We start from the raw sequence: 19,256 nt of genomic DNA on the forward strand, positions 1-19,256 counted from the left end.
GAAGATTCTCTTAAAATATGACTTTTGTCATGTTTCAAGTTTTTTACACAAAAAAACTCGAAGATTTTTTCTTCGAGTTATTTGTTGTTTAAATTGTCATTGAAAACAGTTGGGTTTCAGGTTGTTTTTTGTGTAACTTTTTATCAAATGCCATACAAATATTACGCACATAGGGTCTTGCCTTTTCTGGAACGGTTAACTTACTCCCTTTTATAGAAACCAAACCATCAGCCATCATTTCTTCTAATTTTTCTATATGTGTTTCTATATTTTCAATCTGTAACTGCTCTTCTTCCCACGAAGTGGAAAAGTGACACATGATATTTAAAATATGTTTTCTAATTTTTAAATCTTCTTCAGATAATATATGCCCTCTAAACACAGGAATTTCTCCTTCGTTTACAACGCTTTCATACTCTTTTACCGTTTTTACATTTTGTGCAAACCCGTACCAAGAATCAGATATTGACGACATTCCTAAACCAATCATTAATTGTGTTTTATTGGCGGTATACCCCATAAAATTACGATGCAACGTTTTCTTTTTTGTGGCTTCATACAAGCTATCAGTAGGTAATGCAAAATGATCCATTCCTATTTCTATGTAACCCATTTCTGCAAACAATTTCTTTCCTATTTCATACAACTCTCGCTTTTCTTCATTTTTTGGTAGGTCATTTTCATTAAATCCTCGCTGTCCAACTCCTTTTACCCACGGAACATGCGCATAACTATAAAACGAAATTCTATCAGGTTCTAGCTCTTTTGTTTTATTAATAGTATGAATTACATTTTCCTTGGTTTGAAACGGAAGTCCAAATACCAAATCGTGACTGATAGATGTATATCCTATTTCTTTTGCCCAATTATGTACGTTTTGAACATTTTCAAAAGGCTGAATTCGATGAATTGCTTCTTGTACTTTTGGATTGTAATCTTGCACTCCAAAACTTACTCGTGTAAATCCTAAGTCATACAAAGTTTGTAGGTGTTCTTTTGTGGTGTTGTTTGGATGCCCTTCAAAACTAAATTCATGATTGGGATGTTTTTCTGCGTTCATAAAAATCCCATCAATTAATCTTTTTAATTGTTTTTCTGAAAAGAATGTTGGAGTCCCTCCTCCTAAATGGATTTCTTTTATTATAGGTGTTTCATCTACCAAATTAACATATAGCTGCCATTCTTTTAAAACAGTTTCTATATACGGATCTTCCATTTCATGACGTTTTGTTATATGTTTATGGCATGCACAAAACGTACATAAACTCTCGCAAAATGGTAAGTGAATATATAAGCTAATTCCTTCTGATGAGTTACTTTCGATAAACGATTGTTTAAAAGTTTTAATCCATTTTTCTTTTGAGAAGCTATCATTCTCCCAATACGGAACGGTTGGATAACTTGTATATCTTGGTCCTGGAATATTATATTTTTGAATAAGTGAATTCATATTCTATGCTACTGTTTTGTTTCATTCTTCATCAAAACCTCTTAAAATGACGATTAAGCCAATTCTAAAGCGATTTCAATCATTTCTTTAAAGGTTTGTTCTCTTTCTTCAGCAGTTGTTCTTTCTCCAGTAACTAAACTATCTGAAATGGTTAAAATTGACAGTGCATTTACTTTGTGTTTTGCTGCAACAGTATATAATCCATTTGTTTCCATCTCAACACAAAGCACCCCATAATCTGCCCACTTTTTATAGCTTTCAAATTCATCAGCATAAAACTCATCTGAACTTAAAATATTTCCTGATTTTAGCGGAATTCCTTTGTTTTTTGCTACATCAACTGCTTTTTGGAATAGTTCAAAACTTGCTGTCGGCGCATAGTCGGCTCCGTTGAAACGTATGGTATTTAATCCAGAATTTGTCGATGCTGCCATGGCTATAACAATATCTCTAATTTTTACATCTTCTTGATAAGAACCAGCTGAACCTACTCTTATTAAATTTTTAACTCCATACTCTGTAATTAATTCATGACAATAAATTAATGTGGAAGGAATTCCCATTCCAGTTCCTTGAACAGATATTCGCTTTCTTTGATACGTCCCTGTAAAACCTAGCATTCCACGAACATCATTGTAACACGTTGGATTTTCTAAAAATGTTTCTGCTATCCATTTTGCGCGCATAGGATCACCTGGTAATAAAACAGTTTCTGCTATTTCTCCTTTCTTTGCTTCTATATGTACGCTCATTCTTTGTTCTTTTAGATTTTGAGTTATTAAAAACTTATTTTAATACTGATTCTTATCTGAAATACCACTCGTTACTAATGAAACACCTGACGAGGTTCCTAAACGAGTTACTCCCATTTCTATGTACCTCTTAGCTGTTTCAATATCTCTAATACCACCAGCTGCTTTTATCTGTGCTTTTCCATCTACAACACTATCCATTATCGCTACATCTTTAAAAGTAGCCCCTCCAGTACCAAAACCTGTAGATGTTTTTACAAAATCAGCCCCGGCTTCTACCGCTAATTGACTTGCTATTTTTATTTGTTCCTTAGATAGATAACAGTTTTCAAAAATTACTTTTAATATATTTTCTCCTATTTCTTCTTTAATCAACCGAATTTCTTTTTCTACATAATTTTCTTCACCATCTAACAACTTACCTATATTGATAACCATATCTATTTCTGAAGCTCCATTTTTTATACATTCTTTGGCTTCAAAAATTTTAGCTTTGGTAGTCATTGCTCCTAAAGGAAAACCTACTACAGCTGCTATTTTTACATCCGAACCTTTTAACTCTTTGGCTACCAATTCTACATAACATCCATTTACACAAACTGCATAAAAGTTATATTTTTTGGCCTCATTACACAGCTTTACTATATCTGCTTTAGTTGCTGTAGCTTTTAATAAAGTATGATCTATATATTTATTAATCTGCATCTTTTTATTTTATTTTTCTACCTAAAATATTGGTAGCTATTGTTGTAAATACTACTACACTAATTGAACTCAACGGCATTAAAATAGCTGCTATTACTGGCATCAACTGCCCCGTTACCGCAAAATAAAGTCCAACAACATTATACATTAAAGATAATAAAAAACAATACTTAATAATTTTTATCGCTTTTTGCGATGCTTTTATATAGTTTCCTATTTCACTAAACTTTGTGGCATCTAAAATAGCATCGCAAGCAGGTGAAAACACATTGATATTTTCCGATAAAGCTATTCCTACATTGCTTTGAGCTAACGCTCCTGCATCATTTAATCCGTCACCAATCATCAATACACTTTTGTTTTTTTCTTGTAGTTCCTCTACATAATGTAGCTTATCTTGCGGTTTTTGATTGAATAAAAATGTTGTTTCTTTAGGTAATAACTCTTCTAAAAACTTCTTTTCCCCTTCATTATCTCCAGAAACTACAGATAATTCATATTTTTTATTTAAGCTTGAAAACAGGTTTTCAACTCCTTTTCTATAAGCATTTTTAAACACAAACTTTCCTTTATACTTATCGTTAACACTAATATGAACAGAAGTATCAAAATTTAATCGTTCTTCTGCATTTTTTACAAAAGAAGACGAACCTATTTTTAATCTTGTTTGTTGATAACTTGTCTCAATTCCCTTTCCTACATATTCTTGGTAATTATCAACTGGTAACATTTCTTCTTCTAAAGAAGCATATAACATTCTACTTAGTGGATGATTTGAGGCTCTTAATGAGCTTTTTAATATCGCTTTTTGGAGTTTATTTAGATCTTCACCTTTATATGTTATCGTATTTTCTTTATTGGTGGTAAGCGTACCTGTTTTATCAAAAATAACTGAGTTTATAGCTGCTAATTGTTCTACTACTGTAGCATTCTTTAAATAAAATTTCTTTCTCCCAAAGATTCGTAGGATATTCCCTAAAGTAAACGGTGCTGCTAAGGCTATGGCACAAGGACATGCAATAATTAGTACTGACGTAAATACGTTTAATGCTACACTTGAATCATAGTATAACCAAAATGCTGTAGACAAAAACGCTATTGACAATACGATGATGGTAAAATTCTTACTGATTTTATCAGTTAACGTTTTAAACGATGAATTTTTATCTTTTTGAAATACATCATTACTCCACAACTGTGTTAAATAGCTTTGTGAAACCGAAGCTAGTACCTCCATCTCTATACTTCCTGACAGTTGCTTTCCTCCTGCAAATAATTTATCTCCTGACTTTTTATTTACAGGAACAGCCTCACCTGTAACAAAGCTGTAATCTATTTTCGCTTCTCCATTAATTAAAATTCCATCAACAGGAATTAATTCTTGGTTTCTAATTAATAATCTGTCTCCTTTATTGACATCATAGATTTGCGTGTTTTCTTCTTTTTTATCCGTAGTTATTCTTGTTACTGCAATTGGGAAGTACGATTTGTAATCGCGTTCGAATGACAAGAAATTATAAGTTTTTTGTTGAAAAAACTTCCCTAGTAATAAGAAGAACACTAGCCCTGTTAAACTATCAAAAAAGCCTGTCCCTAAATCCAACATAATCTCTGCTGTACTACGTACAAATAGCACTAAAATTCCAAGAGCAATAGGAACATCAATGTTTAAAATTTTAGAGCGAATTCCTTTGTATGCTGAAATAAAATAATCAACTCCAGCATAAAACACTACAGGTAACGAAAATATAAACATTAACCAACGGAAGATTCCTTTGTATTGCTCTAACCAATATTCTGATACTTCAAAATATTCCGGGAATGATAAAAACATAACATTTCCAAAAGCAAAACCTGCTATTCCTAGTTTATAAATTAAACTACGGTCTACCTTCTTTTTCCCTACCTCATAATCTTCAAGACTTATGTAAGGTTCATAACCAATAGAACTTAATAGTAATACTATTTCTTTAAGTGATGTTTTTTCGGAATTGTAAGTAATTCGTACTGTTTTCTTTGGGAAATTAACTTGAGATGAAGATACAAACTCTTGTAGTTTGTGTAAGTTTTCTAATACCCAAATACATGAACTACAATGTATATGTGGAATGTATAAATTTACCACTTGTACATTGCCATCGTTAAACTCTAATAGTTTATCTACAATGGATTCATTATCCAAGAAATCATATTTTCCTTGTATCTCTTCAGGTATTGCTCCTGGGTTGTTTTGAAAATCGTAATAACAAGTTAAATCGTTCTCTGAAAAAATTTCATAAACCGTTTTGCATCCATTACAACAGAAAAATTTATCTTCTTTTGTAATTGTTTTTGTGTCGCACTCGTTACCACAATGAAAACATGTTGTGCTTTCCATATTTACTCTTTTGCCTAGTACAAATGTCGGATAACATCTCAAATTAAAACATGATAATTATCAGGTTTTCCGTATATTTGAGTAGCAAAAAAAAGGGCATATCTATGAGCAAGTGTGAGCAATGTATCATCAGAGAATTTAATTCTTTAAAGGCTTTAACAAAAGATGAATTGATAAGAATAACAGGATGTAAAACGTCTAAAAAAATAAAAAAAGGAGAAGTTCTCTTTGATGAAGGCGAATACATAAATGGTGTTTTTTGTGTTAAAGACGGTGTTTGTAAAGTGTCTAAAATGAGTGATAATGGTAGAGACCAAATTATTCATTTAATAAAAAAAGGAGATATTTTAGGAGAGCGAAGTTTGATTAACAATGAGGCTTCCAATTTAAAAGCTATTGCCGTTAATGATATGGAAGTATGTTTTATTCCTAAAGAAGAAATTATTAGAGATTTAGAAAACAATTCTAACTTTTCTATGGACATTTTGAAAAAAATGGCCAATTCTTTAAAGAAAGCAGATGATATTATAGTAGATATGGCTCAAAAAACCGTAAAACAACGTTTAGCTGCTACTCTTTTACTTTTAGACTCTAAGTTTGATAAGAACGAAAATGGCTCTATAAATATTAATTTATCTCGAGAAGATATGGCTAATATTATTGGAACAGCAACGGAAAGTGCTATTCGTTTACTTTCAGAGTTTAAAAAGAAAAAACTAATTGATTTAAAAGGTAAAGAAATCTATATAACTGATATAAAAGCTTTAAAAGAGCTTTCGGAAGGTTTTTAAAACAAAAAAATCGTCTATATAGACGATTTTTTTTTAAGCTTCCCCTGTGGTTCCACCAAAGTTCATTGGAATTGGTGGTTGCTCATAATCTTTTATTTCTCCATGTGCTTGTTCAAACTTACGAATATTGTCTGCTAACGCTTTTGACAAACGTTTAGCGTGTTGTGGAGTTAAAATAATTCTTGATTTTACTTTTGCCTTAGGAACTCCTGGCATAATATTAATAAAATCTACTATAAACTCAGAAACTGAATGGTTTATAATAGCTAAATTACTATACGTTCCTTCTGCTATTTCTTGGTCTAGCTCTATATTTAATTGCGGCTCTTTCTTATTATCTTCCATAATTAAGTCTCTTAATATGTTTTAGTTAAAAAAATAAGGGTTTAGAGTTCTAAGAACTCTAAACCCTTGATATTATTTATAAATTTAAGTTTTTATAAACTTTGTTCAATCTCATCCTTAGGTCCAACTACGATATCTTCGTAAGCTCTCATTCCTGTACCTGCTGGTATACGTTTACCAACAATTACGTTTTCTTTTAATCCTTCTAAGGTATCAATTTTACCATTTACAGCGGCTTCATTTAATACTTTAGTTGTTTCCTGGAATGATGCAGCTGAGATAAATGACTTCGTTTGTAACGATGCTCTTGTAATACCTTGTAATACTTGCTCAGCTGTTGCTGGTTGAGCATCACGTGCTACTACTAAGTTTTTATCTTCTCTACGTAATAAAGAGTTTTCATCTCTTAATTGACGAGCTGAAACTATTTGTCCTGGTTTCAAGTTAGCAGAATCTCCTGAGTCTTCAACAACTTTCATTCCATAAATAGCGTCATTTTCTTTGATGAAATCCGTTTTATGAACTAATTGATTTTCTAAGAATAAAGTATCTCCTGAATCAATAATTCTAACTTTACGCATCATTTGACGTACTACTACTTCAAAGTGCTTGTCGTTAATTTTTACCCCTTGTAAACGGTATACTTCTTGGATCTCGTTTACTAAGTATTCTTGAACTGCTGAAGGTCCTTTGATATTTAAGATATCAATAGGAGTAATTGCTCCATCAGATAATGGCATTCCTGCTTTGATAAAGTCGTTTTCTTGAACTAAGATTTGATTAGATAACTTAATTAAGTATTTCTTAATCTCTCCTGTTTTAGATTCGATAATAATTTCACGGTTACCACGCTTAATCTTACCAAATGACACAACTCCATCAATTTGTGCTACTACAGCTGGGTTAGAAGGGTTACGCGCTTCGAATAACTCAGTTACACGTGGTAAACCTCCTGTAATATCTCCTGCTTTACCAGACTTACGAGGAATCTTAACTAATGTTTTACCAGTTTCTACTTTATCTCCATCATTTACCATTAAATGAGCTCCTACAGGTAAACTATACGAACGTAAAGCATTACCATCAGCATCTTCAATAATTAATGAAGGAATGATTTTTTTATTCTTAGAATCTGTTATTACTTTTTCTTGGAATCCTGTTTGTTCATCGACTTCTACAGAATAGTTAATTCCTTGTTCTAAATTATCGAACTTAACTTTACCTCCAAATTCAGAAACAATAACTCCGTTAAATGGATCCCATTGACATACTGCATCTCCTTTCTTGATCGTCTTTCTTTCTTTATCAAAGATAATAGAACCGTAAGGAATTATGTTAGTACTTAATACGATGCCTGTTTTCTTATCAGTAATTTTAATTTCTGCAGTACGAGAAATTACGATATCTACTTCTTCGCCTGCTGAATCTTTACCTTTTACAGTACGTAAGTCATCAATAGTTACAGAACCGTCGAATTTTGCGATTAACTTATTGTCTTCAGAAATGTTTCCTGCTACCCCTCCAACGTGGAATGTACGTAATGTTAACTGTGTACCTGGTTCTCCAATAGACTGTGCAGCAATTACACCAACTGCTTCACCTCTTTGAACTTTTTGACCTGTTGATAAACTTTGTCCGTAACATTTCTCACAAATTCCTCTTTCAGATTCACATGTTAATGCTGAACGAACTTCAACTTTATCTACGCCTGATGCTTCAATTTTGTCAGCTAAAATTGGAGTAATCAACTCTCCTGCTTCAACTAATAATTCATCTGTAGTTGGAGCATAAACATCATATAATGCTGTACGTCCTGAAATTCTTTCACTTAAAGGTTCAACGATTTCATCGTTTTTCTTTAAGGCAGAAACTTCTAATCCTCTTAATGTACCACAATCTTCTTCGTTTACGATAACATCTTGAGATACGTCTACTAAACGACGTGTTAAATATCCTGCATCGGCTGTTTTTAATGCGGTATCGGCAAGTCCTTTACGTGCACCGTGCGTAGAGATAAAGTATTCTAAAATTGATAACCCTTCTTTAAAGTTCGATAAAATTGGGTTTTCAATAATTTCTCCACCTCCTGCGGTCGATTTTTTAGGTTTTGCCATTAATCCACGCATACCAGTTAACTGACGAATCTGCTCTTTCGATCCACGTGCTCCAGAATCTAACATCATAAACACTGAGTTAAATCCTTGCTGGTCTTCACGTAAACGCTTCATAGATAATTCAGTTAATCGGTTGTTGGTAGATCCCCAAACATCAATTACCTGATTATAACGTTCTTTTTGCGTTAACATACCCATGTTATAATTCATAACAATTCCATCCACTTCTTCGTTCGCTTCAGCAATCATGGTATGTTTTTCTTCCGGAATAATGATATCTCCTAATGAGAAAGATAAACCACCTTGGAAGGCAAATTTATACCCCATTCCTTTGATATCATCTAAGAACTTACCTATTGATGGAATATCTGTTACTTTTAGGATATTACCAATAATTCCACGTAATGATTTCTTTGTTAATACCTCATTAATATACCCTGCTTGTTCAGGTACCACTTCGTTAAATAATACTCTACCAACAGTAGTTTCTATTAATTGAGTTACTAACTCACCATTCTCGTTAAAGTCTTTAGTTCTTACTTTTATTCCAGCATTTAAGTCTACTTGCTCCTCATTATAAGCAATAGTTACTTCTTCTGGAGAATAGAAAGTTAATCCTTCACCTTTAATAGGTACTTCTGGAGTTGACTTTCTTTCTTTTGTCATATAATATAACCCTAAAACCATATCCTGAGATGGTACCGTAATTGGTGCTCCATTTGCAGGGTTTAAAACATTATGAGAAGCTAACATTAATAACTGTGCTTCTAAAATTGCTTCTGGTCCTAATGGTAAGTGAACCGCCATTTGATCCCCATCAAAATCGGCATTAAATGCCGTACATACTAATGGGTGTAAACGAATTGCCTTTCCTTCAATTAATTTTGGTTGGAAAGCTTGAATACCTAAACGGTGTAAGGTAGGGGCACGGTTTAATAAAACAGGGTGTCCTTTAATTACATTTTCTAAGATATCCCAAACAACTGGTTCTTTTCTGTCAATTATTTTCTTTGCAGATTTAACTGTCTTAACAATTCCTCTTTCGATTAACTTACGAATAACGAAAGGTTTGTATAATTCAGCTGCCATATCTTTTGGCAATCCACATTCGTATAATTTTAATTCTGGTCCAACAACAATTACCGAACGTGCAGAGTAATCAACACGCTTACCTAATAAGTTTTGACGGAAACGTCCTTGCTTACCTTTTAAACTATCAGATAATGATTTTAATGGTCTGTTAGACTCTGTTTTTACAGCTGATGATTTACGTGTGTTATCAAATAATGAATCTACTGATTCTTGTAACATACGTTTTTCATTACGTAAAATTACTTCTGGTGCTTTAATTTCCATTAATCGTTTTAAACGATTGTTACGGATAATTACACGACGATATAAATCATTTAAGTCAGAAGTAGCAAAACGACCTCCATCTAATGGTACTAATGGACGTAATTCTGGTGGAATAACCGGAATTACCTTCATAATCATCCATTCTGGATTGTTTTCTCTATTTTTTTGAGAATCTCTGAATGCTTCTACAACATTTAGACGCTTTAATGCTTCATTTTTACGTTGCTTAGAAGTTTCAGTGTTTGCTTTATGACGCAATTGATATGATAACTCGTCTAAATCGATTCTTTCTAATAAATCAATTAAACACTCTGCACCCATTTTAGCGATAAACTTATTAGGGTCAGAATCTTCTAAATACATATTTTCTTGTGGAAGCTCATCTACGATATCTAAGTATTCTTCCTCAGTTAAGAAGTCCATTTTTTGTAATGGTTCTCCTTCGGCATTCTTAGCAATACCTGGTTGAATTACTACGTAACGTTCGTAGTAAATAATCATATCTAACTTCTTAGATGGTAACCCTAAAAGGTATCCCATTTTGTTAGGTAATGATCTAAAGTACCAAATATGTGCAACTGGTACTACTAAGTTAATATGACCTACTCTATCTCTACGTACTTTTTTCTCAGTAACTTCAACACCACAACGGTCACAAACGATACCTTTATATCGAATTCTTTTATATTTACCACACGCACACTCATAGTCTTTTACAGGACCAAAGATACGCTCACAAAACAATCCATCTCTTTCTGGTTTGTGTGTACGGTAGTTTATAGTTTCTGGTTTTAACACCTCTCCTTTAGAAGCCTCTAAAATAGACTCAGGTGATGCTAAACCTATTGAAATTTTGTTAAACTTCTTAACAGTGTATTTTTCGTTTTTTCTTGCCATGATAATGGATTCGAATTAAAAATAAATGTCTTATAATAAGACTGATATTGAAAAAATGATTTGCCTCAGAGCTTACACTCTGAGACATTTCACTGTGATTATTCTTCTAATTTAACGTCTAATCCTAAACCTTTAAGTTCGTGCATTAATACGTTAAATGATTCTGGTAAACCTGGTTCTGGCATTGCTTCTCCTTTAACGATAGACTCGTAAGTTTTTGCTCTACCTAATACATCATCAGACTTAACAGTTAAGATTTCTCGTAAGATACTTGATGCACCATATGCTTCAAGTGCCCATACCTCCATCTCACCAAAACGCTGACCTCCAAACTGTGCTTTACCTCCTAATGGTTGCTGAGTAATTAATGAGTAAGGTCCAATAGAACGCGCGTGCATCTTATCTTCAATCATGTGACCTAACTTAATCATATAAATTACTCCTACCGTTGCAGGCTGATCGAAACGTTTACCTGTACCTCCATCATATAAATATGTGTGTCCGTAACGTGGTATTCCTGCTTCATCAGTTAAAGCATTGATTTGATCAATTTTTGCACCATCAAAAATTGGTGTTGCATACTTTTGACCTAATTTTTGACCTGCCCATCCAAGAACAGTTTCATAAATCTGACCAATGTTCATACGAGATGGTACCCCTAATGGGTTTAATACGATATCTACTGGTGTTCCGTCTTCTAAGAAAGGCATATCTTCTTGACGTACAATACGTGCAACAATACCTTTATTTCCGTGACGTCCTGCCATCTTATCTCCTACTTTTAATTTACGTTTCTTAGCTACATAAATTTTAGCAAGTTTTAAGATACCTGCTGGTAATTCGTCTCCTACAGAGATTGTAAATTTCTCACGACGTAAAACTCCTTGTAGGTCGTTTACTTTAATCTTGTAATTGTGAACTAATTCTACAACTAATTGATTTAAGTCTTTATCAGTAGTCCAAGTTCCACTTAAATGTGTAAAGTCTTCTACAGAGTTTAACATTTTTTGTGTAAACTTTTTACCTTTTGGCAATACTTCTTCTCCTAAGTCGTTATACACTCCTTGAGAAGTTTTTCCTGATACTAAGTTGAATAACTTTTCAACTAAAACATCTTTTAATTCTTCAAACTTAGACACATAAGATGCTTCTAAAGCTGCTATTGCTTCTTTATCACGAGCACGCTTATTCTTATCTTTTACTGCGCGTTTGAATAATTTTTTGTTAATTACAACTCCTCTTAATGATGGAGACGCTTTTAATGATGCATCTTTTACATCTCCTGCTTTATCACCAAAGATAGCACGTAATAACTTTTCTTCTGGGGTAGGGTCAGATTCTCCTTTTGGTGTAATTTTACCAATTAAAATATCACCAGGATTTACTTCTGCTCCAATACGAATCATTCCATTTTCATCTAAGTCTTTTGTAGCCTCTTCAGAAACATTAGGAATATCGTTTGTTAATTCTTCAGCTCCTAATTTAGTATCACGAACATCTAATGAATATTCATCAATATGAATAGAAGTAAAGATATCTTCACGAACTACTTTTTCAGAAATCACAATCGCATCCTCAAAGTTATACCCTTTCCAAGGCATAAAGGCTACTTTCATGTTTCTACCTAAAGCTAATTCTCCTTTTTGTGTTGCATATCCTTCACAAAGTACTTGACCTTCTTCTACTCTATCACCTACTTTTACAATCGGTTTTAAGTTGATATTAGTACCTTGGTTTGTTTTTCTAAACTTAATTAAGTCGTACGACACTTCATCAGAATCAAAGCTAACCATGCGCTCTTCTTCTGTCCTATCGTACTTAATTGTTATTTTATTGGCGTCTACATATTCTACAACTCCTGCTCCTTCAGCATTGATTAAGATACGAGAATCTTTTGCTACTCTACGTTCTAAACCAGTACCAACAATTGGAGACTCTGGACGTAATAATGGAACTGCTTGACGCATCATGTTCGATCCCATCAGTGCACGGTTCGCATCATCATGCTCTAAGAAAGGAATTAATGATGCCGAAATCGAAGCAATTTGATTAGGAGCAACGTCCATATAATTAATTGCTTCAGGGTTTTCCACTGGAAAATCTCCTTCTTCACGTGCAATAACTCTTTCGCTCTCTATTTTACCATCATTTGCTACTGGTAAATTAGATTGAGCAATTTTCATTCCTTCTTCTTCTTCTGCTGATAAATAAATTGGTTCTTCAGAAGAGACTGAACCATTATCTACCTTTTTGTATGGAGTTTCAATGAATCCCATATTATTTACTTTAGCATAAACCGCTAAAGAAGAAATAAGTCCAATGTTTGGTCCTTCAGGTGTTTCAATCGGACATAAACGACCATAATGCGTATAGTGAACGTCACGAACCTCGAAACCTGCTCTTTCACGTGATAAACCTCCAGGTCCTAAAGCTGATAAACGACGCTTATGAGTAATCTCTGCTAATGGATTTGTTTGATCCATAAATTGAGATAACTGGTTGGTACCAAAGAAGGAGTTAATTACTGAAGATAACGTCTTAGCGTTAATTAAGTCGATTGGAGTAAAGACCTCATTATCACGAACATTCATTCTCTCACGAATAGTACGTGCCATACGAGCTAAACCTACACCAAATTGACCTGCTAATTGCTCACCAACAGTTCTAACACGACGATTAGATAAGTGATCGATATCATCTACTTCAGCCTTTGAATTGATTAATTCAATTAAGTACTTAATGATTGTAATGATATCATTCTTAGTTAATACTTTTTGATCTAAATCTTCATTTAACTGAAGTTTAGTATTCATTCTAAAACGTCCTACTTCACCTAAACTATAACGTTGCTCTGAGAAGAATAATTTTTCAATAATACCTCTTGCAGTTTCCTCATCTGGCGGTTCAGCATTACGTAATTGTCTATATACATGCTCTACAGCTTCCTTTTCAGAGTTTGTAGGGTCTTTTTGTAATGTATTGTGAATGATGGCATAATCAGCTTGCTGATTGTCTTCTTTATGTAACAAGACTGTTTTTGCACCTGCTTCAATTATTTCATCAATATGTTCTTTTTCTATAATAGTATCACGGTCGAAAATGATTTCGTTACGCTCAATAGAGACAACTTCTCCTGTATCTTCATCTACGAAATCTTCATGCCAAGTTTTTAATACTCTTGCTGCTAATTTACGCCCTAATACTTTCTTTAATCCAGCTTTAGAAACTTTTACTTCTTCAGCTAAATCAAAAATCTCTAAAATATCTTTATCTCTTTCAAAACCTATGGCTCTGAATAACGTTGTTACTGGTAATTTTTTCTTTCTATCAATATAAGCATACATTACTTGATTGATATCGGTAGCAAATTCAATCCAAGAACCTTTGAATGGAATTACTCTTGCAGAGTATAACTTGGTTCCATTAGCGTGGAAAGATTGCCCAAAGAATACACCTGGTGAACGGTGTAATTGTGACACTACAACTCTTTCTGCACCATTAATAATAAAGGTACCAGAGTTTGTCATATAAGGAATTGTACCTAAATACACATCTTGAACGATTGTTTCGAAATCTTCGTGTTCTGGGTCAGTACAATATAATTTTAAACGTGCTTTTAGAGGTACACTGTGAGTTAATCCACGCTCGATACATTCTTGAATGCTATACCTTGGAGGATCTACAAAGTAGTCTAAAAATTCTAATACAAATTGATTACGTGTATCTGTAATCGGGAAGTTATCCATGAAAGTTTTATACAAACCTTCTTCTCCTCGCTCTTCAGCTTTAGTTTGCAATTGGAAGAAATCTTGAAAAGACTTCACCTGAATATCTAAAAAGTCTGGATAATCAGCTCCTAACTGCGATGACGCGAAGTTAATTCTTTCAGTAGTATTTATCGTTGCCAAAAGAGATGCTATTTTTAATTAAAAATATTATTTTTGAAACTTAATTGTTTCAATACTGCAATTTTAATTGCTCTTACTGATTAAAAATCAGCACTTTATAATCGTAAATTCACAAATACAAAAAATGTGAAAAATAAAGAACGAATATATACACAAAATGGTTTAGGCCTAAAAACATGAGTCTTTAGTACCTAAACCTTTATTGTTTTTTCCCGTTTTTCTATAATTCGGGAGTATAGCTTACTTAAGCTCTACCTCAGCTCCTGCTTCTTCTAAAGACTTTTTAAGACCTTCAGCCTCATCTTTAGATACACCTTCTTTGATTGGTGCTGGTGCGCTATCTACAATACCTTTAGCTTCTTTTAATCCTAATCCAGTTAATTCTTTAACTAATTTTACAACTGCTAATTTAGATCCTCCAGCTGCTTTTAAGATTACATCAAACTCAGTTTTCTCTTCTGCTGCATCTCCACCACCTGCTGCTGGTCCTGCTACTGCTACTGCTGCTGCTGCTGGCTCAATACCATACTCTTCTTTTAAAATATCAGCTAATTCATTAACTTCTTTTACTGTTAAGTTAACTAATTGTTCTGCGAAATCTTTTAAATCTGCCATTTTAATTGTTTTTTAAAAATTTTATTTATTTAGTTTATTAGTGCGCGAAATTATTTTTCTGATAATGTCTTTAAGATACCTGATAATTTACCTCCACCTGACTGTAATGCTGAAACAACATTCTTAGCAGGAGATTGTAATAAGGTAATAATATCTCCAATAAGTTCTTCTCTAGATTTGATGTTTACAAGAGCATCTAATTGGTCATCTCCAATATAAACTGCCTCTTCTACATACGCTCCTTTTAATAAAGGACGGTCTTTTGATTTTTTTCTGAACTCTTTGATAACTTTTGCTGGTGCATTTGCTGCTTCAGCAATTAACATTGAAGTGTTACCTTTTAATACCTCTGGTAATTCTCCGAAATCTTTATCAGAAGCTTCCATTGCTTTTGAAAGCAATGTGTTTTTAACAACAGCCAATTGTACGTTCGCTTTAAAACATGCTCTACGTAAGTTAGATGTAGTAGCTGCATCTAAACCAGAAATATCTGCTAAATAGATCGTGCTAGTATCTGCTAATTGTGCTGTTAAATCTTGTATTACTTGTGATTTTTCCTCTCTAGTCATAATTAAAAAGTTTTAACTGCCTTACGATACTGTTTTAACATCTACAGCTACACTAGGACTCATAGTAGAAGACATAAAAATACTTTTAATATAAGTTCCTTTAGCCGCTGTTGGCTTTAATTTAATTAATGTTTGAATTAACTCGTTTGCATTTTCTTCAATCTTTGCAGCATCGAAAGATGCTTTTCCGATTGCAGCGTGTACAATACCAGTTTTATCTACTTTAAAGTCGATTTTACCAGCTTTTACTTCTTGTACTGCTTTTGCAACATCCATAGTTACTGTACCAGTTTTAGGGTTAGGCATTAAACCACGAGGACCTAATACACGTCCTAAAGGACCTAATTTACCCATTACGCTTGGCATAGTAATAATAACGTCAACATCAGTCCAACCTCCTTTAATTTTTTGAAGGTACTCATCTAATCCAACGTAATCAGCACCAGCTTCTTTAGCTTCTGCTTCTTTATCTGGAGTAACTAATGCTAAAACTTTTACATCTTTACCAGTTCCGTGAGGTAATGTTACAACACCACGAACCATTTGATTAGCTTTACGAGGATCTACTCCTAAACGTACTGCTAAATCTACAGATGCGTCAAACTTTACATTTGTAATCTCTTTAACTAATGCTGATGCATCTTGTAAGCTATAAACTTTAGAGCTATCTACTTTAGCACGAGCTTCTTTTTGCTTTCTAGTAATTGCCATTTCTAAATATCTTTTAAAGTTTAAGCAGGTGCATCACCTGTTACTGTTAATCCCATAGAACGAGCTGTTCCAGCAATCATTCTCATTGCAGACTCTACTTCAAAGGCATTCATATCTACCATTTTGTCTTCTGCAATTCCACGAATTTGATCCCAAGAAACGCTTGCTACTTTTTTCCTATTAGGTTCTCCTGAACCTTTCTTAATTTTGGCCGCTTCTAATAATTGTACTGCAGCTGGTGGAGTTTTTACAACAAACTCAAATGATTTGTCTGTATAAACTGTAATAACAACAGGTAATACTTTACCTTGTTTGTCCTGTGTACGAGCATTAAACTGCTTACAGAACTCCATGATGTTAACACCGGCAGCACCTAAAGCGGGTCCAACTGGTGGCGACGGATTCGCTGCACCTCCCCTAACTTGTAGTTTAACTAATTTACTTACTTCTTTTGCCATTGTTTAAGATTTAACGATGTGTTTAAATTGGAAGCTTAAACCCATCAAAATATAGGTGTAACAATTATATTTTCTCTACTTGCATATAGTTTAACTCTAATGGAGTTTTTCTTCCGAAAATCTTTACCATTACTTCTAACTTACGCTTTTCTTCATTTACCTTTTCAACAGTTCCATCAAACCCATTGAAAGGACCATCAATTACTTTTACAGTTTCTCCAACTGAATAAGGAATTGCAATATTTTCATCTTTAACAGAAAGTTCATCAACTTTACCTAACATTCTGTTTACTTCTGATTTACGCATTGGTACAGGGTCACCTCCTTTTGTTTCTCCTAAGAAACCAATAACACCTGTTACTGATTTAATTACGTGAGGAACTTCCCCTGCTAAATTAGCCTCAACCATTACATAACCAGGAAAGTAAACTCTTTCTCTGTTTATTTTCTTTCCGTTTCTTACTTGAATAACTTTTTCTGTAGGAACAATTACTTGGTTCACAAAATCAGACAACCCATGACGAGCAATTTCAGTCTCAATGTAAGTTTTCACTTTATTTTCTTGACCTCCAATAGCTCTTACCACATACCACTTCATCACCGAATCAGCCATCATTAAAACATTTTAAAGAAGTTATCTAACCCTGTTTGAAAAACCTTATCTATCCCCGCTACAGCTAAAGCAAATACAATTGTAAATGCTGCAACTACTACAGTAGACTTTTGAGCTTCTTCACGAGAAATCCAAGTCATGTTGGTATTTAATTCTTCAAAAGAATCTTTAATGTATTGTATAAAGTTACTCATATTTTATCCTTTTAACGAGTTGCAGTTTTCACCACAACTCGTTTTAGTTTTGCACGGGTTGAGAGGCTCGAACTCCCGACACCTGGTTTTGGAGACCAGTGCTCTACCAACTGAGCTAAACCCGTATTTTAAAGGAGCCTCTCTTTAAAAAGAGACTCCTTATACTTTATTATTAAACTATAATTAGTCTAAGATTTCAGTTACCTGACCAGCTCCTACTGTTCTACCTCCCTCACGGATTGCGAACTGTAAACCTGTGTTTAATGCGATAGGTTGGATTAAGTCAACAGTAATAGTTAAGTTATCACCTGGCATTACCATTTCAACTCCTTCTGGTAAGTTAATGTTACCTGTTACGTCAGTTGTACGTACGTAGAACTGTGGACGGTAGTTGTTGTGAAATGGAGTGTGACGTCCACCTTCTTCTTTCTTTAAGATATACACCTCAGCTTTAAACTTAGCGTGTGGAGTAATAGAACCTGGCTTACAGATTACCATTCCTCTCTTAATTTGAGTTTTTTCAATACCTCTTAATAAGATACCTGCGTTATCTCCTGCCTCACCTCTATCTAAGATTTGACGGAACATCTCGATACCAGTTACAGTAGATGTTAATTTTTCATCTCCCATACCGATAATCTCAACAGGATCTCCTGTATTAATGATACCAGTTTCGATACGTCCAGTTGCTACTGTACCACGACCAGTAATAGAAAATACATCCTCGATTGGCATTAAGAAATCTTTTTCAGTATCTCTTGGTGGCTCTTCGATCCAAGTATCAACAGCTTCCATTAACTCTAATACCGTATCAACCCACTTTTGCTCTCCGTTTAATGCACCTAAAGCAGAACCAGAAACTACAGGACCATTATCTCCATCATACTCATAGAAAGATAATAAATCTCTCACTTCCATTTCTACTAACTCTAATAACTCTTCGTCATCAACCATATCAACTTTGTTTAAGAAAACAACGATACGTGGAATACCTACCTGACGACCTAATAAGATGTGCTCACGAGTTTGTGGCATTGGACCATCAGTAGCAGCTACTACTAAGATAGCTCCATCCATTTGCGCAGCACCAGTTACCATGTTCTTTACGTAATCGGCGTGACCTGGACAGTCAACGTGCGCGTAGTGACGGTTAGCTGTTGCATACTCTACGTGAGAAGAGTTAATTGTGATACCTCTTTCTTTTTCTTCTGGAGCGTTATCGATTTGATCAAAAGCTCTCTGCTCAGAAAATCCAGCATCTGCTAATACTTTAGTAATTGCAGCAGTTAAAGTAGTTTTACCGTGATCTACGTGACCAATAGTACCTACGTTTAAGTGCGGTTTCGAACGATCATAAGTTCCTTTTGCCATGATTATTAATTTTAATTCTTAGTTAAATAT

15 protein-coding genes and 1 tRNA gene are annotated in these 19,256 nt (G+C 33.9%); 1 reads left to right on the forward strand and 15 read right to left on the reverse strand.

The genetic code is table 11. The features are described from left to right. Window positions 1-88 precede the first annotated feature (88 nt). From hemN to D6200_RS06995, 4 genes are read right to left on the reverse strand one after another with little or no spacing between them, the layout of a single operon-like run. A complete protein-coding gene (gene hemN, locus D6200_RS06980; protein WP_073184500.1) occupies window positions 89-1,450 on the reverse strand; it encodes an oxygen-independent coproporphyrinogen III oxidase in 1,362 nt (453 codons plus the stop codon). Window positions 1,451-1,503: 53 nt separating this feature from the next. Further along, window positions 1,504-2,202: a purine-nucleoside phosphorylase gene (deoD, locus tag D6200_RS06985; protein WP_073184502.1), complete on the reverse strand. Its 699-nt coding sequence runs from the start codon at window positions 2,200-2,202 to the stop codon at window positions 1,504-1,506. Between the two features lie 39 nt (window positions 2,203-2,241). After that, window positions 2,242-2,907 carry a deoxyribose-phosphate aldolase gene (deoC, locus tag D6200_RS06990; protein ID WP_073184505.1) on the reverse strand — a complete coding sequence of 222 codons (666 nt, stop codon included), beginning with the start codon at window positions 2,905-2,907 and terminating at the stop codon, window positions 2,242-2,244. Window positions 2,908-2,911: 4 nt separating this feature from the next. Next, window positions 2,912-5,284, reverse strand: coding sequence for a heavy metal translocating P-type ATPase (locus D6200_RS06995; RefSeq protein WP_073184507.1), 2,373 nt, complete (start codon window positions 5,282-5,284; stop codon window positions 2,912-2,914). A gap of 104 nt (window positions 5,285-5,388) precedes the next feature. Here D6200_RS06995 and D6200_RS07000 point away from each other — a divergent pair, with 104 nt between their 5' ends. Next, window positions 5,389-6,075, forward strand: a complete 687-nt coding sequence (locus D6200_RS07000; protein WP_073184509.1) for a Crp/Fnr family transcriptional regulator — start codon at window positions 5,389-5,391, stop codon at window positions 6,073-6,075. Window positions 6,076-6,108: 33 nt separating this feature from the next. On the opposite strand, the gene D6200_RS07005 is transcribed toward D6200_RS07000, so the two are convergent. The 11 genes from D6200_RS07005 to tuf form a co-directional block, all read right to left on the reverse strand. After that, window positions 6,109-6,420 (reverse strand): DUF3467 domain-containing protein, encoded by a 312-nt coding sequence (locus D6200_RS07005; protein ID WP_047790111.1) that lies wholly within the window; start codon window positions 6,418-6,420, stop codon window positions 6,109-6,111. A gap of 92 nt (window positions 6,421-6,512) precedes the next feature. Further along, entirely contained in the window at window positions 6,513-10,787 is a 4,275-nt protein-coding gene (rpoC, locus tag D6200_RS07010; RefSeq protein ID WP_047790110.1) for a DNA-directed RNA polymerase subunit beta', read from the reverse strand. Between the two features lie 98 nt (window positions 10,788-10,885). Next, the gene (rpoB, locus tag D6200_RS07015; RefSeq protein ID WP_047790109.1) at window positions 10,886-14,695 is read right to left on the reverse strand and encodes a DNA-directed RNA polymerase subunit beta; all 3,810 of its coding nucleotides are present in this window, start codon (window positions 14,693-14,695) and stop codon (window positions 10,886-10,888) included. A gap of 240 nt (window positions 14,696-14,935) precedes the next feature. Then, complete coding sequence (rplL, locus tag D6200_RS07020) at window positions 14,936-15,310, reverse strand: 50S ribosomal protein L7/L12 (RefSeq protein ID WP_047790108.1); 375 nt, start codon at window positions 15,308-15,310, stop codon at window positions 14,936-14,938. A 50-nt stretch (window positions 15,311-15,360) separates the two neighbouring features. Continuing rightward, window positions 15,361-15,879 carry a 50S ribosomal protein L10 gene (gene rplJ, locus D6200_RS07025; protein WP_047790107.1) on the reverse strand — a complete coding sequence of 173 codons (519 nt, stop codon included), beginning with the start codon at window positions 15,877-15,879 and terminating at the stop codon, window positions 15,361-15,363. A 21-nt stretch (window positions 15,880-15,900) separates the two neighbouring features. Next, window positions 15,901-16,590 (reverse strand): 50S ribosomal protein L1, encoded by a 690-nt coding sequence (rplA, locus tag D6200_RS07030; protein ID WP_047790106.1) that lies wholly within the window; start codon window positions 16,588-16,590, stop codon window positions 15,901-15,903. A gap of 20 nt (window positions 16,591-16,610) precedes the next feature. Beyond that, complete coding sequence (rplK, locus tag D6200_RS07035; protein WP_047790105.1) at window positions 16,611-17,048, reverse strand: 50S ribosomal protein L11; 438 nt, start codon at window positions 17,046-17,048, stop codon at window positions 16,611-16,613. Window positions 17,049-17,112: 64 nt separating this feature from the next. Further along, window positions 17,113-17,661, reverse strand: a complete 549-nt coding sequence (gene nusG / locus D6200_RS07040; RefSeq protein ID WP_047790161.1) for a transcription termination/antitermination protein NusG — start codon at window positions 17,659-17,661, stop codon at window positions 17,113-17,115. Window positions 17,662-17,663: 2 nt separating this feature from the next. Next, on the reverse strand, window positions 17,664-17,855 hold the full coding sequence (secE, locus tag D6200_RS07045; RefSeq protein WP_073184511.1) for a preprotein translocase subunit SecE: 192 nt from the start codon (window positions 17,853-17,855) through the stop codon (window positions 17,664-17,666). Window positions 17,856-17,907: 52 nt separating this feature from the next. After that, window positions 17,908-17,980 (reverse strand) — tRNA-Trp (locus tag D6200_RS07050). Between the two features lie 58 nt (window positions 17,981-18,038). Further along, a complete protein-coding gene (gene tuf, locus D6200_RS07055) occupies window positions 18,039-19,226 on the reverse strand; it encodes an elongation factor Tu (RefSeq protein WP_047790103.1) in 1,188 nt (395 codons plus the stop codon). Window positions 19,227-19,256 lie beyond the last annotated feature (30 nt).

The organism is Tenacibaculum mesophilum (assembly GCF_003867075.1).
GTDB classification, from domain to species: Bacteria; Bacteroidota; Bacteroidia; order Flavobacteriales; family Flavobacteriaceae; genus Polaribacter; species Polaribacter mesophilus.

Bases quoted from the DNA above. Each gene is read 5' to 3' on its own strand.
- hemN (WP_073184500.1), bottom strand. From the start codon at position 1,450: ATGAATTCACTTATTCAAAAATATAATATTCCAGGACCAAGATATACA.
- deoD (WP_073184502.1), bottom strand. From the start codon at position 2,202: ATGAGCGTACATATAGAAGCAAAGAAAGGAGAAATAGCAGAAACTGTT.
- deoC (WP_073184505.1), bottom strand. From the start codon at position 2,907: ATGCAGATTAATAAATATATAGATCATACTTTATTAAAAGCTACAGCA.
- D6200_RS06995 (WP_073184507.1), bottom strand. From the start codon at position 5,284: ATGGAAAGCACAACATGTTTTCATTGTGGTAACGAGTGCGACACAAAA.
- D6200_RS07000 (WP_073184509.1), top strand. From the start codon at position 5,389: ATGAGCAAGTGTGAGCAATGTATCATCAGAGAATTTAATTCTTTAAAG.
- D6200_RS07005 (WP_047790111.1), bottom strand. From the start codon at position 6,420: ATGGAAGATAATAAGAAAGAGCCGCAATTAAATATAGAGCTAGACCAA.
- rpoC (WP_047790110.1), bottom strand. From the start codon at position 10,787: ATGGCAAGAAAAAACGAAAAATACACTGTTAAGAAGTTTAACAAAATT.
- rplL (WP_047790108.1), bottom strand. From the start codon at position 15,310: ATGGCAGATTTAAAAGATTTCGCAGAACAATTAGTTAACTTAACAGTA.
- rplJ (WP_047790107.1), bottom strand. From the start codon at position 15,879: ATGACTAGAGAGGAAAAATCACAAGTAATACAAGATTTAACAGCACAA.
- rplA (WP_047790106.1), bottom strand. From the start codon at position 16,590: ATGGCAATTACTAGAAAGCAAAAAGAAGCTCGTGCTAAAGTAGATAGC.
- rplK (WP_047790105.1), bottom strand. From the start codon at position 17,048: ATGGCAAAAGAAGTAAGTAAATTAGTTAAACTACAAGTTAGGGGAGGT.
- nusG (WP_047790161.1), bottom strand. From the start codon at position 17,661: ATGGCTGATTCGGTGATGAAGTGGTATGTGGTAAGAGCTATTGGAGGT.
- secE (WP_073184511.1), bottom strand. From the start codon at position 17,855: ATGAGTAACTTTATACAATACATTAAAGATTCTTTTGAAGAATTAAAT.
- tuf (WP_047790103.1), bottom strand. From the start codon at position 19,226: ATGGCAAAAGGAACTTATGATCGTTCGAAACCGCACTTAAACGTAGGT.